This is a genomic window from Bordetella parapertussis (assembly GCF_020735925.1).
GTDB lineage: Bacteria > Pseudomonadota > Gammaproteobacteria > Burkholderiales > Burkholderiaceae_B > Bordetella > Bordetella pertussis.
This window is the reverse complement of record NZ_CP085971.1, coordinates 4,365,613-4,380,297: the sequence shown is the minus strand read 5'-3', so window position 1 is coordinate 4,380,297 and position 14,685 is coordinate 4,365,613. Positions and strand designations below refer to the sequence as shown.

Sequence of the window (14,685 nt, the reverse complement as noted above, 5' to 3'; positions counted from 1 at the left end):
CGTTGCCGTCAGCAGATGCCCCTGGACTGCCGCGGAGCCGGCGAATAAAAGCACGGCGAAGTGCTGGCCCTATCCTAGCCCGGCGAGCCCTCGGCCCGCACCCCCCATTTGGGGTAGGCCGCATGGGCGAGGCAGCCCCTCAGCCCATTTCGAACAGCCGCCGATGCTCGCGGATCGCGTAGCGATCGGTCATGCCGGCGATGTAATCCGAGATGGCGCGCGCCTGGTCCTGCGGCTGCTCGCGCCGGTAGTCCGGCGGCAACAGGCGCGGATCGCCCAGGAAGGCCTGGAACAGCTCACGCACGATGCGCTGGACCTTGGTGGTCATGCGCACCACGCGGTAGTGGCGGTACAGGTTGTCGAACAGGAATTTCTTCAGCTCGTCGGCCTCGCGCCGCACCGCCGCCGAGAACCCCGCCAGCGGCGGCGCCCGGCGCACGTCGTCGGCGCTGGCCGGCGCATGGTCGCGGATGCGCGCCAGCGAGGTAGCGGTCAGGTCGACGATGAGCGTATTGATCATGCGCCGGATCGTCTCCGAGGTAGCGCGGCGCGGCGCCAATTGGGGATAACGGCGCGCCACCTCGGCGTAGTGGCGCGCGAAAATGCCCACCTCCTGCAGCTGCTCCAGGGTGATCAGCCCGGAGCGCAGCCCGTCGTCGACGTCATGATTGTTGTAGGCCACCTCGTCGGCCAGATTGGCCAGCTGGGCCTCCAGCGACGGCTGGGTGCGGTCGAGAAAGCGCTCGCCCACCGCCCCCAGCTGGCGCGCATGCGTGGCCGAGCAATGCTTCAGGATGCCTTCGCGGGTCTCGAAGCACAGGTTCAGGCCGTTGAACTCGGCGTAGCGCTCTTCCAGTTCGTCGACCACGCGCAGGCTCTGCAGATTGTGCTCGAAGCCGCCCGCCTGCGGCGCCAGCTCGCGCATGCAGGCGTTGAGCTCGTCCTGCCCGGCATGGCCGAACGGCGTGTGCCCCAGATCATGCGCCAGCGCGATGGCCTCGGTGAGATCCTCCGAAACCCGCAGGCTGCGCGCCAGCGTGCGCGCGATCTGGGCCACTTCCAGGCTGTGGGTCAGGCGGGTGCGGAACAGGTCGCCTTCGTGGTTGACGAAGACCTGGGTCTTGTATTCCAGGCGCCGGAACGCATTGGAATGGATGATGCGATCCCGGTCGCGCTGGAACTCGGTGCGGTTCTCTGGCGGCGGCTCGCTGTGCCTGCGCCCGCGCGTTTTTGACGGGTCGGATGCATAAGAAGCCAATTCGTTCATAAGCACTACCGTCCCGTCCTTGTTCATCGCGTGGTTCGTTCCAGCGCGGTCCGCACGTCCGCCTCCGGCGCCGCCCGGCTCAAGGCCTGGCCTATGCGCGGCATCAGCACGAAACGGATCTCGCCGCCTTCGGTCTTCTTGTCCACCTGCATCAGCGCCAGCCAGCGCTCGGCGCCCAGGTCCGGCGCCACCGTGGGGCAGCCGATCTCGCGCACCAGATCGCGCACCCGCTGCACATCGGCGGCGGGAAAGCCCGCTGCCAGGGTGGACAGCTCGGCCGCCTGCACCATGCCGCAGCCCACGGCCTCGCCGTGCAGCCACTCGCCGTAACCCAGGCCGGACTCGATCGCATGGCCGAAGGTATGCCCCAGGTTGAGAATGGCGCGCAGGCCGGACTCGCGCTCATCCTGCCCCACCACCTGCGCCTTGAGCTCGCACGAGCGCCGGATCGCATAGGCCAGCGCCCTGGGCTCCAGCGCGCGCAAGGCGCCGACGTTGTCCTCGCACCACTGCCAGAAACCGGCATCCAGGATCAGGCCGTACTTGATCACCTCGGCCAGTCCCGCGGACACTTCCCGCGCCGGCAGCGTGCCCAGCACCTCGGTATCGATCTCCACCGCCACCGGCTGGTAGAAGGCGCCGATCATGTTCTTGCCCAGCGGGTGGTTGACCGCGGTCTTGCCGCCCACCGACGAATCCACCTGCGCCAGCAAGGTGGTCGGCACCTGCACGAAGCGGATCCCGCGCATGTATACGGCGGCCGCGAAACCCGTCATGTCGCCGATCACCCCTCCGCCCAGCGCCACCAGCACGGCGCGCCGGTCCAGGCGGTTTTCCAGCAGGGCGTCGAAAATCAGGTTCAGGGTCTGCCAATCCTTGTGCGCCTCGCCATCGGGCAACTCGATGCGCAGCACCCGCTTGCCGGTGCGCGCCAGGGCCGCCTCGACGCGCGCGCCGTACAGGCCCGCCACGGTCGGGTTGGTGACCACGGCGATGGCCGTCGCGTCGGCCGGAATCGACGCGTCCAGCGCATCCAGGCGTCCGGGGCCGATATGGATGGGATAACTGCCACCGGGCGTGGCGACCTCGACAACGTCCATTATTTCTTCTCGTAGGCTTGCAGCTTGGGCAGCAGGGACTTCACCAGCGTGGCGATGGGCATGCTGCCGGTATCGATGACCAGATCGGCCACCTCGTTATACAGCGGTTCGCGCGCCACCATCAGCTCGCGCAGGGTAGCGCGCGGATCGGCGGTGGCCAGCAAGGGGCGGTTGCGATCGCGGCTGGTGCGCCGGAACAGCTCTTCCACGCTGGCGCGCAGGTAGATCACGATGCCGCGCTCGCGCAGGGCCTGCCGGTTCTCCGCGGCCAGCACCGCGCCCCCGCCGGTGGCAAGAATTATCTGCCGGCGTTGGGTACACTCTTGCAATGCGGCAGCTTCCCGCCGGCGAAACCCGGCTTCGCCTTCGATTTCGAAGATGACCGGAACCCGCACGCCGCAACGCGCCTCCAACTCATGGTCGAGATCGATGAATTCGCGCCTCAGCGCACGCGCCAGGCCTCGCCCTATGGTGGTCTTGCCGGCGCCCATCATCCCCACCAGAAAGATCGGCAGGTCGTGCGGCAGGAACGCCGCCGGCTCGTCACCGGCGCAGGCTACAGGGTGGGCGGCCTCCTGGTCGCCCGGTTGCGGGTCGTTGGCGGACGCCGCGCATAAATTAGCGGAAGCATTCATGCCGGCATTATCCCATCGCTGTCAGTTGCCCGCTTACCACACTGAACGATTCTGTTACAGAAACTGCCATGGCCCCAATTGGGACAATGGGAGATAACCGTACAATCGCCGCGATGAGCAAGCGCCAGAATTCAACCAAGCAGGACAAGCCCGCCAAGAGCGGTTCAGCGATTTTGCGGTTCTTCCTGAAGGCCGGCATCTTCTTTGGCGGCCTGGCCCTGTGCGGCGTACTGCTGGCCGGCATGGCCCTGGCGCTGGCCTGGCCCAACCTGCCCGATCTGCACGCCATGACCGACTATCGGCCGCGCGTGCCGCTGCGCGTCTATACGGCCGACCGGGTGCTGATCGGCGAATTCGGCGAAGAGCGCCGCAACGTGCTGCGCTTCAACGAAATCCCCGATGTCATGAAGTCGGCGGTGCTGGCCGCCGAGGACGATCGTTTCTACCAGCACGGCGGGATCGACTGGATGGGCGTCATCCGCGCCGGCCTGACCAACCTGATCAGCATGTCGAAGTCGCAAGGCGCGAGCACCATCACCATGCAGGTGGCGCGCAACTTCTACCTGTCGTCCGAGAAGACCTATTCGCGCAAGTTCTACGAACTGCTGCTCACCTTCAAGATCGAATCGCAGCTCACCAAGGACCAGATCCTCGAGCTGTACATGAACCAGATCTACCTGGGCCATCGCGCCTACGGCTTCGCCGCCGCCTCGCGCACCTATTTCGGCAAGCCGCTGTCGCAGGTCACGCCGTCCGAGGCCGCCATGCTGGCCGGCATTCCCAAGGCGCCGTCGCGCTTCAACCCGATTTCCAACCGCCCGCGCGCCGAACTGCGCCAGCGCTATGTGCTGGGCCGCATGTATTCGCTGGGCTACCTGACCGAGCCCGAATACAAGGAAGCGATGGCGCAGCCCATCGTGATCAAGTCGGCCGAAGGCACGCCGGCCGGCGGCTACGCCATCCATGGCGAATACGTCGCCGAACTGGCGCGCCAGCTGCTCTACAACGTGTACCAGGACAACCTGTATTCGCGCGGCATCAACATCTACACCACCGTCCAGTCGAAGGACCAGGAATCGGCCTATCGCGCGGTGCGCGACGGCGTGCTCGAATACACGCGGCGCGCACCCTACCCCGGCCCCGAGGAACAGCTGGACATGCCGGCCGGCGTCGAGAACGACCCGCAGGCGCTGGACGAATTCCTCGATGGCGTGTTCGACAAGTTCTCCGACAGCGGCGACCTGCTGACCGCCGTCGTGCTGTCGGCCAGCCCCACCGAGATCAAGCTGGTGCGCAGCTCGCGCGAAGTCATCTCCATCACCGACAAGAAGGCGCTGGGCGTGGTGGCGCGGGCGCTGACGGACAAGGCCAAGCCCGAGATGCGCCTGAAGCGCGGCTCGGTCGTCTACATCCACAAATACAACGACAACTGGGAAGTCATCAACATGCCGGCGGTGCAGGCCGCGTTCGTGGCGCTGTCGCCGCAGGACGGCGCCATCCGCGCCATGGTCGGCGGCTTCGACTTCTACCGCGGCAACTTCAACCGCGTGACGCAGGCATGGCGCCAGCCCGGCTCGAACATCAAGCCGTTCATCTATGCCGCCTCGCTCGAGCGCGGCCTGACGCCGGCCACCCAGATCTCCGACCAGCCGTTCGAACTGTCCGCGGCGCAGACCGGCTCCAAGGCCTGGCATCCGAAGAACTACGGCAACCAGTACGAGCCCATGCTGACCATGCGCCAGGGCCTGTACAAGTCGAAGAACATGGTGTCCATCCGCATCCTGCAGGCCATCGGGCCGCAGTACGCCCAGGACTACCTCACCCGCTTCGGTTTCGACAAGGCGCGCCAGCCCGCCGTGCTGCCGCTGGCGCTGGGCGCCGGCTCGGTCACGCCCTTGCAGCTGGCCGGCGCCTATGCGGTGTTCGCCAACGGCGGCTACCGCATCACGCCCTACCTGATCGATCGCGTCACCGACAGCTCCGGCAAGGTCCTGATGCAATCGCGTCCGGTCATCGCCGGCGATGCGGCCGCGCGCGCCATCGACGCGCGCACCGCCTTCGTCATGGACGATATGCTGCGTGGCGTGGCCACCAGCGGCACCGCCGCCCGCGCCCGCGCCACGCTCAAGCGCAGCGACGTCGCCGGCAAGACCGGCACCACCAACGAATCGGTCGACGCCTGGTTCTCGGGCTATACGCCCAGCCTGGTGGCCACCGCATGGCTGGGCTTCGACCAGCCCAAATCGCTGGGCTCGCGCGAGACCGGCGGCGGCGTGGCCATGCCGATCTGGCTCGACTACATGAAGGATGCGCTCAAGGGCGTGCCCGAAGAGAAGCAGCGGCCGCGTCCCGATGGCCTGCTGGTGGAGAACGGCGAGCTCTATTTCAGCGAGTTCCCGCCCGGCCAGGCGGTGGCGCGCCTGGGCTTGCCCCAGGCCGGCGACGCGCTGGGCGACTTCCTGAACGGGCTGACCGGCGGCAACGACAATTCGATCCGCGTGGCGCCCGGTGTGGGCACGCAAGGGTCGCAGCCCTGGAGCCAGAACATCCCGTTCTGACCCGTTGGCGGCCGGGCCGGGACGCAAGCGTCCCGGCCCGGCTTACACTGATGCAGTCAGAGGCGCACCGAAACCGGCACGCCGGCGGCCTCGGAACAGATCTGCGACAAGGCATCGGGCAGGCGCGGACCCCCACGGGTATCGTTCCAGTGCTGGCCATCGTAGCGATAGTGGAAACCACCGCTGCGCGCGGCGACCCACAGCTCCTGCATGGCGGCCTGCGCATTGACGACGACCTGGGTGCCGTCTTCGAACACCAGCGTCAGCACATTGCCGCTGCGGGTGGCTTCGATATCGACATCCAGGCCTGCGGCCCAATCGTCCGCCTGGCTTTCGATACTGTCGAGCACCTGGTCGACCAACGCAAGAAATTCGGTTTCCGTCATAATCCAACCTGCAACAATTATGGAGTTCCCTGTGTTCCATTCGGCACATAACCGTCTGGCTCTACGCATTGTAGCCACGCTGGCCCTCGGCGGGCTGCTTGCCGCCTGCGGCTACAAGGGTCCCCTGTATCTGCCGCCGCCCGAGCCCGGCCAGCCCGCGCCCACGGGGCAGCAAACGCCGCCCCCCTCCATCCCCCCTGCTCCGTCCCTGCCATGACCGCCGTTTCCGTCCAGCCCGACCTGGCTGGCTCGCCCCATTTCCGCTACCAGAACGGCGTGCTGCACGCCGAAGACGTGCCGCTCGACAGCCTGGCCGCCCAGTTGGGCACGCCGCTGTACGTCTATTCCCGCGCCGCGCTGCGCTCGGCCTGGGAGACCTATCGTGACGCCATCGGCGAGCGCCCGGTGCTGGTGTGCTTCGGCATGAAGGCCAACTCCAACCTGGCCGTGCTGAAGGAATTCGCACGCCTGGGCGCCGGCTTCGACATCGTGTCCGGCGGCGAGCTGGCGCGCGTGCTGGCCGTGGGCGGCGACCCCGCCAAGGTCGTGTTCTCCGGCGTGGGCAAGCAGGCCTGGGAAATGCGCGCCGCGCTCGAAGCCGACGTGAAGTGCTTCAACGTCGAGTCCGAGGCCGAACTCGAGCGCCTGTCCGACGTCGCCGTCTCCATGGGCCGGCGCGCGCGCGTATCGCTGCGCGTCAACCCCGACGTCGACGCCCAGACCCATCCCTACATCTCGACGGGCCTGAAGGAAAACAAGTTCGGCATCGCCATCGAGTCCGCGCCGGCGGCATACCGGCTGGCGGCTCGCCTGCCCGGCGTCGAAGTGGTTGGCGTCGATTGCCATATCGGCTCGCAGCTCACCGACATCAGCCCGTACTTCGACGCACTGGAAAAGCTGCTGGACCTGATCGAGCAGCTGGCCGAGAACGGCATCGCCATCAAGCACCTGGACCTCGGCGGCGGCCTGGGCATCCGCTACACGGACGAAATCCCGCCCTCGCCCAAGGCCTTGCTCGACCGGGTGTTCGAGCGCATCAACGCGCGCGGCCTGGGGCACCTGCATATCGTGCTGGAACCCGGCCGCTCGCTGGTCGGCAATGCCGGCGTGCTGCTGACCACGGTGCAATACCTCAAGCACGCCGAGGCGCGCAACTTCGCCATTGTCGACGCGGCCATGAACGACCTGCTGCGCCCGGCCCTGTACGAGGCCTACCACGGCGTGCAGCCGGTCACGCCGCGGGCCGACAAGCGGATCGAGTACGACGTCGTCGGGCCGGTCTGCGAAAGCGCCGACTGGCTGGCGCGCGGCCGCGCCCTGGCGATCCAGGCCGGCGACGTGCTGGCGGTGGAGTCGGCCGGCGCCTACAGCATGGTCATGGCCAGCAACTACAACACCCGGGTGCGCGCGGCCGAAGTCATGGTCGACGGCAACCGCCACTACATCGTGCGCCAGCGCGAAACGCTGGAGTCGCTGTACCAGGGCGAGTCCACGCTGCCCTGACGCACCCGCAAGGCCTGCCAAAGACAATGCCCCGCATCTGCGGGGCATTGTCTTTGAAGGGCGGCGCGGCTCAGAGCTCGCCGTACGAGTGCAGGCCCGACAGGAACATGTTCACGCCCAGGAAGGCGAAACCGGTGATCAGCAGGCCCACCAGGGACCAATACGCCGCCATGGTGCCGCGCAGGCCCTTGATCAGGCGCATATGGAGCCAGGCGGCGTAGTTCAGCCACACGATCAGCGCCCAGGTTTCCTTGGGGTCCCACTGCCAGTAGGCGCCCCAGGCGTCGGCGGCCCACAGCGCCCCCAGCACGGTTGCCACGGTGAAGAACGCGAACCCGATCGCGATGGCCCGATACATGATGTCGTCGAGCACTTCGAGCGACGGCAATGCCTGCGCGATGCGCGCGCGGGCCAGCAGAATGCCGCCCACGATCACCACGCCCGCGCCGCAATAGATCATCCAGGTGGCGGACAGGCCCTCGGTGCGGAAGACGATGGGCTCGACGCACAGGGCCACGCCCAGCACGAACAGCGGCGCCAGCTTCAGCCACGACGTGGTCTGGCCATGCTGCTTGACGAGGTAGGCGAAGCCCACCATGGCCGCCAGCGAGAACGTGCCGTAGCCGATGAAGTTGGCAGGCACGTGCAGCTTCATCCACCAGCTCTTGAGCGCCGGCACCAAGGGCTGGATCTGGCCGGCGTCGCGCGTGAACGAGTACCACAGCAGGAAGATCGTGGCCGACGTGATGACCAGCAGGACGAACCCGCCCAGCGCCCGCGTGGCGTACTTGCGCTCGTAGTAAAGGTAGAAAAGCGCCGTGATCAGCGCGAACAGCACGAACACTTCATACAGGTTGCTGACCGGGATATGGCCCAGGTCGGGCCCCATCAGGTGGCCTTCGCGCCAGCGCACCAGCAGGCCGGTCGTGCCGGCGAAGACCGCGCCCCACGTCAGTGCCGTGCCCAGCCAGGCTGCCGTCGGGCTCAGGATCCCGATCCAGTAGCACAGCATCGCCAGCACGAACAGCGCGCTCATCCACAGAATGGCCGATTGCGACGACAGCAGGTATTTGAGGAAGAACACCTGCTCGGCGCGCGCCAGGTCGTTCTGGTACAGCAGGAGCGCCAGCCCGGCGGCCAGCGCACAGGCGATCATCAGGTGGCGCAGCGGCCGCCACAGCCACCCCAGCCAGGCCAGCGCCGGCACGGTGCCACAGAGGATCAGCTTCTCGTAGTAATCCATGGCGCCGCTGAAGCGGGTCAGGGCAAAGCCCGCCCCCGCCGCCAGCAGCAGGAAGAACGCGATATCGGTCCAGTCGGGCCGGCCGCGCTGCGCGCGCCCGTCGCCCGTCGGGGAAAAACCGCTCGTCCAGGCCGCGGCGGAATTGCTGGTGGTGGAAGACATGAAAACCCCTTACGGCTTGCTCTGTCGCAATAATGCCTCGCGCAGGCGATCGAACTCTTGATTGAAGTCCAGTGTACGCTTCTGCGAGGTCATGGCTGCCTCGATGCTGCTGCCGGCGCCATCGGCGGCGGGCTTGACCCACACCCATACCCGCCTGTCGCGAATATAGAACATGGCGAAAATGCCCAGGATAAGCAGTACGCAGCCCAGATACACGGCATTCTTGCCGGGCGTGCGGGCCACCTGGAAAACGCTGCCCTGGCGCTCCTGGAAGTCGGTCAGGCTGAACATGACCGGCGCCGGATAGAACGCCAGGTCCGACAGCGCCGCCACCGCCACGCGCGACCATTGCGCCGCCTCGTCGGCCTGCGGGCCGCTTTGCGGCAGTGCCGGCAGGCCGGCCCGGGCGCGGGCGATATCGCGCAGCTCCGCCACGCTGGCGCCCACCAGGCGCACCACGATGCCCGCGGCGCGCTCCAGGTCGTCGGGCGCCGTATTGGCCTGCAGGAAGTCCGCAATGGCCTGCAGGCCGCCTTCGGCGAAGGTGGCCAGGGCCCGCTGCGCCGCGGTCTCCAGGGGCTGGCGATCGGTGCCGCTGGGCGCGTTGCGCTCGGCGAAGCGACGGGCCGCCTCCTGGCGCGCCGCCGGATCGGCCAGCGCCGCGCGCAGGCGCATGAATTCGGCCAGCGAACCCTGGTCATCGGCCGGAATGCGCAGGTACTGGAAATCGTCGGCCGGGTTGTTGCGCACCGCGCTCAGGAATACCGGCACGCCGTCGAGCACGACCGGCAGCATGTAATTCTGGAACTCGTGCGCCTGGCCCGCGTCGTCGATCAGCTTGTAGTCGATGCGCGGCCCCACATTGCGCAGGTTTTCGTTCTTCTTGCCCGCGGCGCTGCCGGCCACCGACGCCACGTGCTCGCGCAGGCTGAGATTCTGCGCGCCCGGCTGCCCGCCCGAGAAATCCTCGACGTTGATCACGCGCAGAGCGGTGAACTCGATTTTCATGCTTTTGGGCTGGTCGCCGATACGTGCGCCGATCTCCGACGTCTGGCCCACCACGCCGTCCACCTTGAACGGCGTATCGCCCGCGCCCACCAGCGGATAGCCGGTCAGGCTGACCGAACTGCCGCCGTCATCGAAACTGCTCTGATAGACGGTCACGCCCTTGTAGCGCAGCGGCTCATTGACCTCGATGGTCTGATCGAACATCTCGCCGGTCTCCGGGTCCGTGACCTCGACCAGGCTGAGGAAGCGGCTGGGCATGCCGGTAGAGTAGTAATCGACCGTGAACTTCTTCAGCCGCAGCGAGAACGGCAGCGGCTGCACCAGCGACCGGTCGTTGACCGCGATGGTGGCCAGGCTCGCGTTGCTGCCCTCCGGAACCCAGAGATTGGCCCGGTAGCTGGGATTGTTGACCGACAGCAGGGCGCTGTCCGGAATGTCCGCGCGCGCCATTTCGCCGTTGATGGCGATCGGCTGCTTGCCGTCGAACAATACCTGCAGCCGCACCGGCGCCTCGCTGTCGAGCAGGCCGCCGATGCAGATGATGACCATCGCCGAGTGCGCGAAGATGTAGCCCAGGCGGTTGGCGCTGCCTTTCTTGGCCGCCAGCATGATGCCGTCGCCATCGCGGCGCTCGCGCACGGCGTAGCCGAACTGGCCCAGCAGGCCGGTCACGCCCTGTGCCGTCTCGCTGACCGGCTGCGCCACCTCGGTCTGGAGGCGGTGCGGGAAGGCCCGCAGGCTGCTGGCGCGCACGTGCTCGCGGAACGAGCGCGCCTCCCGCAGCATCTTGGGGGTATTGCGGATCAGGCACACCGAGGTGGACACCACCAGGAACGTCATGATCAGCAGGAACCACCAGCTGTTGTAGACGTGCCAGATGGAGAACTTGTCGAACACCTCGAACCAGAACGGCCCGAACTGGTCCACGTACACATTGCTGGGACGGTTCTGGGCCAGTACCGTCCCCACGATGCTGGCGATGCAGATGAACATCAGCAGGCTGACGGCGAAACGCATCGAGCCCAGCAGTTCGAAGACGTCGCCAGCCAGGCTGCGCAAGGTATGGCGGGAGGAGGGGGCTGTGGAAGTGGCGTTCATGAAAAAAGGGGGCCGCGCAATCGGCTTCCCCCCTCATAGACAACGGGCTCGGCAAACTTGTTCCGGCGCCCGGTTAAATTCTGGCTCGGCACCTGGCCGCGCCCGTCTCGGGCCCGGTCAGCGCAAGCCCGCGGCGTAATCGGCGACAGCCTTGATATCGGCGTCGGACATACGGTCCGCGATGTCGTGCATGGGCACGCTATTGCCACGCTCGCCGCTGCGGAACAGCTTGAGCTGTTCTTCGATGTACGACGAAAACTGTCCCGACAGGCGGGGATACTGGCCCGGAATGCCCGCGCCGGTGGCGCCGTGACAGGCCGCACAGGCCGGCACGTTGCGATCGGCCAGACCGCCGCGCCAGATCTTCTGGCCCAATTCGACCAGGTTTTCGTGGCCAGCGGTAGCCGGCTCCTTGAGCGGCGGCTGCGACAGATACAGGGCGACGTTCTGCATGTCCTGCGCCGTCAGGGGCTGGGCCATGGCGGTCATGGGCGTGGGATTGCCTCCCGGCCCCATGCGCAGCGGCAGCTTCTCGCCTTCCTTGACCTTGAATTCCGTCAGCTGCTTGACCAGGTATTCGTGCGGCTGGGCCGCCAGGTTCGGGTTGGCCGGTATGGTGCTGCTGCCTGCCGCGCCGTGACAGGACGCACAGGCGATGACGCCACGCGACGCATCGCCCTGATCGTACAGCTGGGCGCCCTTGGCGGCGTCCGGCTTGGCCGGGCCCGCAGCGCCATCGGCGGCGAAACTCATGGAGTGAACCGATGCACCCAGCACCAGTCCGCTTGCTACCAACATCCGGGACAGCACACGCTTCATGAAATCCTCGACGATCGGACTCGATCAAGGCGCCTAAAGCGCCCTCCCATGCCTGCCCGCGCGGCTGCGAGAGTGGACGAAAACGTCTCCGCCCCATCCAGCCCTGGCATCGACGCCGGCCAGCGTCCTCGAACGCAAAAAAGCCAGCCCCGCGCGCGGAGACTAATGTTGCAAACGCCGGATTATACAATAGGGATCGAAACCAACCGTATCGGACTCCACCGTGTCCCTCCTACATCGCGCCTCTTTTTACATTTCGGCAGCCCGTCTGGACCAGTTGCCGCCTGCCGGCGCGCCCGAAGTCTGCTTCGTCGGCCGCTCCAACGCCGGCAAATCCTCGGCCATCAACGTGCTGTGCAACCAGCGGCGCCTGGCGTTTTCGAGCAAGACGCCCGGCCGCACGCGGCTGATCAACATGTTCGGCCTGCCCGATCCCCTCGCACCCGGCGAACAGCTGGGCTTCCTGGTCGACCTGCCCGGCTATGGCTATGCCTCGGTCGCCCATCGCGAGAAGGAAAAATGGGCCGACATCCTGGGCGGCTATTTGCGCGACCGGGCATCGCTGGCCGGCATCGTCCTGCTCATCGACATTCGCCGCGGCGTCACCGACCTCGATCGCCGCCTGACCAATTTCATCGCGCCCACCGGCAGGCCAGTGCTGGCCTTGCTGACCAAGGCAGACAAGCTGCCATACGGGCAACGCATGCGCACGGTATTCGCCGTGCGCAAGGACCTGGCCGATATCGGCGCCCTGCATATGGTGCCGTTTTCATCGACCGAACGCATCGGCCTCGAAGAGGCCGGCGCCCACATCGAGAACTGGATCTCTCCCAAGGTAGTGCCATGAAACCGCAGATCATTTCCGCCGCATTCCCGGTATCCCGCCCCCGCCGCCTGCGCCGCGACGATTTCACGCGCCGCCTGGTACGCGAGAACACGCTCACCGCCAACGATCTGATTTACCCGGTCTTCGTGACCGAAGGCAAAGGCATACAGCAGGCCGTGCCCTCGCTGCCCGGCGTGGTGCGCTACTCGCTCGACACGCTGCTGCCCGTGGCCGAGCAATGCGTCAAGCTGGGCATCCCGGTGCTGTCGCTGTTTCCGGCCATCGAGCCGGCCCTCAAGACGCCCGACGGCATCGAGGCGGCCAATCCCGAAGGCCTGATCCCGCGCGTGGTGGGCGAGCTGAAAAAGCGCTTTCCCGAACTCGGCGTGCTCACCGACGTCGCCCTCGACCCGTATACCAGCCACGGGCAGGATGGCGTGATCGACCCCGCCGGCTACGTGCTGAACGAGCCCACCGTCGAAATCCTCATCAAGCAGGCCCTGGTGCAGGCCGCCGCCGGTGTGGACATCGTCGCGCCCAGCGACATGATGGACGGCCGCATCGGCGCGATACGCCAGGCGCTGGAAGACCAGCAGCATATCCACACCCGCATCATGGCCTATTCGGCCAAGTACGCCAGCGCCTTCTACGGCCCGTTCCGCGACGCGGTCGGCTCGGCCAGCAACCTGGGCAAGTCCGACAAAATGGCTTACCAGATGGACCCGGGCAACATCGACGAAGCGCTGCGCGAAGTCGCCGCCGACCTGCAGGAAGGCGCGGACATGGTGATGGTCAAGCCCGGCATGCCCTACCTGGACGTGGTGCGCCGGGTCAAGGACGCGTTCCGCGTGCCGACCTTCGCCTACCAGGTCAGCGGCGAATACGCCATGATCAAGGCCGCCGCCGCCAATGGCTGGCTCGACCACGACAAGGTCATGATGGAGGCCTTGCTCGGCTTCAAGCGTGCCGGCGCCGACGGCGTGCTGACCTACTTCGCCCTCGAGGCCGCCACGCTGCTGCAGCAGCAGCGCTAGGCTCGCCTGGCCCGGGCCGGCCGCGCATCCGCCTGCCCCGCCGCCGGGGCGGGCGCGGTGCGCAGGCCCAGCCAGGTACCCGACAGCACGCAGGCCAGTCCGGCGAAGTGCAGCGCCGTAATGCGTTCGCCCAGGAACACCGCGGCGGCCAGCAGCCCGAAGATGGGCAGCCAGTTCACGAACATGGCGGCCCGGCTCATGCCCAGGCGGGCAATGCCGGCATTCCACAGCAGATTGGACACCCCCGACGCAATGACGCTGGAAAACAGCACCACCAGCCATGGCCAGGGCTCGAGCGTCCACGACGACGCCAGGTAGGTAGCGGGCGAGAACGCCGCATGGGCGCTGAGCGTGACCGCGCCTACCAGGTACATGTACCAGAGGATGGTCAGGGGATCGAGGGCGCGGGATACGCGCTGGATGATCAGGCCGCCGATGACGAACACGATCACCGCGCACAGGGCCAGCACGTCGCCCCGGCCAACGCTGGCCAGCACGCCGTCGCCGCCGGCCACCACCAGGGCCACGCCGCCCAGCCCCAGCGCCGCGCCCCCGATGCGCGAGGCGGTCAGGCGCTCGCGGTAGAAAAAAGCCGCCAGCACCACCGAGAACAAGGGGCTGGTCGCCATGATCAACGTCGCATTGGCTGCCGGCGTCAGGCGCAGGGCGTTCACCAGCAGGATCTGGTGCGCGTACACCACCAGCAGCCCGGCGCAGGCCAGCCAGCCGAACTGCCGCAACGAAAGGCGCGGCACGCCATGCAGGCGCCACAGCAGGATCGCCGACACCGCCACGAAGGCCACCACGATGCGCACCGCGGCCACTACCTGCACGTCCATGTGGAACGTCAGGTATTTCACGGCGACGAGATTGACGCCCCAGGCGGCCATGACCAGCAGCAACTGCAGATACACACGGCCGACATTGGCCGGGGACGCGATGGCGGTGGACACGTAATGGGATGAAGGGTGGGAGGCTACCGGATCCCGCCGGCGCGGCTGGTATGGGCAACATCGTACCAGCCTCTCGCCCACGCCATCGCCTCG

At 67.1% G+C, this 14,685-nt stretch carries 13 protein-coding genes; 5 read left to right on the top strand and 8 right to left on the bottom strand.

Annotated features, from left to right (window positions below):
• Positions 1–139: 139 nt before the first annotated feature.
• Genes LK409_RS20765 through LK409_RS20755 form a run of 3 tightly spaced genes read right to left on the bottom strand, consistent with a single transcriptional unit; the run spans position 140 to position 3,002 of the window.
• Positions 140–1,294, bottom strand: a complete 1,155-nt coding sequence (locus tag LK409_RS20765) for a deoxyguanosinetriphosphate triphosphohydrolase (protein WP_010927275.1) — start codon at positions 1,292–1,294, stop codon at positions 140–142.
• Positions 1,291–2,367 (bottom strand): 3-dehydroquinate synthase, encoded by a 1,077-nt coding sequence (aroB, locus tag LK409_RS20760; RefSeq protein ID WP_003806948.1) that lies wholly within the window; start codon positions 2,365–2,367, stop codon positions 1,291–1,293. Before aroB ends, LK409_RS20765 begins: the two co-directional genes overlap by 4 nt.
• On the bottom strand, positions 2,367–3,002 hold the full coding sequence (locus tag LK409_RS20755; RefSeq protein WP_003806947.1) for a shikimate kinase: 636 nt from the start codon (positions 3,000–3,002) through the stop codon (positions 2,367–2,369). The genes aroB and LK409_RS20755 overlap by 1 nt, the downstream gene beginning before the upstream one ends.
• A 113-nt stretch (positions 3,003–3,115) precedes the next feature.
• Between LK409_RS20755 and LK409_RS20750 the strand changes: the two genes are divergently transcribed.
• Positions 3,116–5,560 carry a penicillin-binding protein 1A gene (locus LK409_RS20750; protein WP_003806946.1) on the top strand — a complete coding sequence of 815 codons (2,445 nt, stop codon included), beginning with the start codon at positions 3,116–3,118 and terminating at the stop codon, positions 5,558–5,560.
• A gap of 56 nt (positions 5,561–5,616) precedes the next feature.
• On the opposite strand, the gene cyaY is transcribed toward LK409_RS20750, so the two are convergent.
• The gene (gene cyaY / locus LK409_RS20745) at positions 5,617–5,946 is read right to left on the bottom strand and encodes an iron donor protein CyaY (RefSeq protein ID WP_003806945.1); all 330 of its coding nucleotides are present in this window, start codon (positions 5,944–5,946) and stop codon (positions 5,617–5,619) included.
• 19 nt (positions 5,947–5,965) lie between these two features.
• Between cyaY and lptM the strand changes: the two genes are divergently transcribed.
• Entirely contained in the window at positions 5,966–6,163 is a 198-nt protein-coding gene (gene lptM / locus LK409_RS20740) for an LPS translocon maturation chaperone LptM (RefSeq protein ID WP_085963109.1), read from the top strand.
• Entirely contained in the window at positions 6,160–7,449 is a 1,290-nt protein-coding gene (lysA, locus tag LK409_RS20735; protein WP_003806944.1) for a diaminopimelate decarboxylase, read from the top strand. Before lptM ends, lysA begins: the two co-directional genes overlap by 4 nt.
• Before the next feature lie 70 nt (positions 7,450–7,519).
• Here the strand turns inward: lysA and ccsB are convergent, their stop codons facing one another.
• The 3 genes from ccsB to LK409_RS20720 form a co-directional block, all read right to left on the bottom strand.
• Complete coding sequence (ccsB, locus tag LK409_RS20730) at positions 7,520–8,854, bottom strand: c-type cytochrome biogenesis protein CcsB (protein WP_010927274.1); 1,335 nt, start codon at positions 8,852–8,854, stop codon at positions 7,520–7,522.
• A 9-nt stretch (positions 8,855–8,863) separates the two neighbouring features.
• Positions 8,864–10,960, bottom strand: a complete 2,097-nt coding sequence (locus tag LK409_RS20725) for a cytochrome c biogenesis protein ResB (protein ID WP_010927273.1) — start codon at positions 10,958–10,960, stop codon at positions 8,864–8,866.
• 117 nt (positions 10,961–11,077) lie between these two features.
• Positions 11,078–11,779 carry a c-type cytochrome gene (locus tag LK409_RS20720; RefSeq protein WP_010927272.1) on the bottom strand — a complete coding sequence of 234 codons (702 nt, stop codon included), beginning with the start codon at positions 11,777–11,779 and terminating at the stop codon, positions 11,078–11,080.
• Positions 11,780–12,002: 223 nt separating this feature from the next.
• Between LK409_RS20720 and yihA the strand changes: the two genes are divergently transcribed.
• A complete protein-coding gene (yihA, locus tag LK409_RS20715; protein ID WP_003806940.1) occupies positions 12,003–12,626 on the top strand; it encodes a ribosome biogenesis GTP-binding protein YihA/YsxC in 624 nt (207 codons plus the stop codon).
• Entirely contained in the window at positions 12,623–13,639 is a 1,017-nt protein-coding gene (gene hemB / locus LK409_RS20710; protein WP_003806939.1) for a porphobilinogen synthase, read from the top strand. Before yihA ends, hemB begins: the two co-directional genes overlap by 4 nt.
• Here the strand turns inward: hemB and LK409_RS20705 are convergent.
• The gene (locus LK409_RS20705; RefSeq protein WP_010925691.1) at positions 13,636–14,673 is read right to left on the bottom strand and encodes a DMT family transporter; all 1,038 of its coding nucleotides are present in this window, start codon (positions 14,671–14,673) and stop codon (positions 13,636–13,638) included. The two genes, hemB and LK409_RS20705, sit on opposite strands and share 4 nt — an antisense overlap.
• Positions 14,674–14,685: the final 12 nt, after the last annotated feature.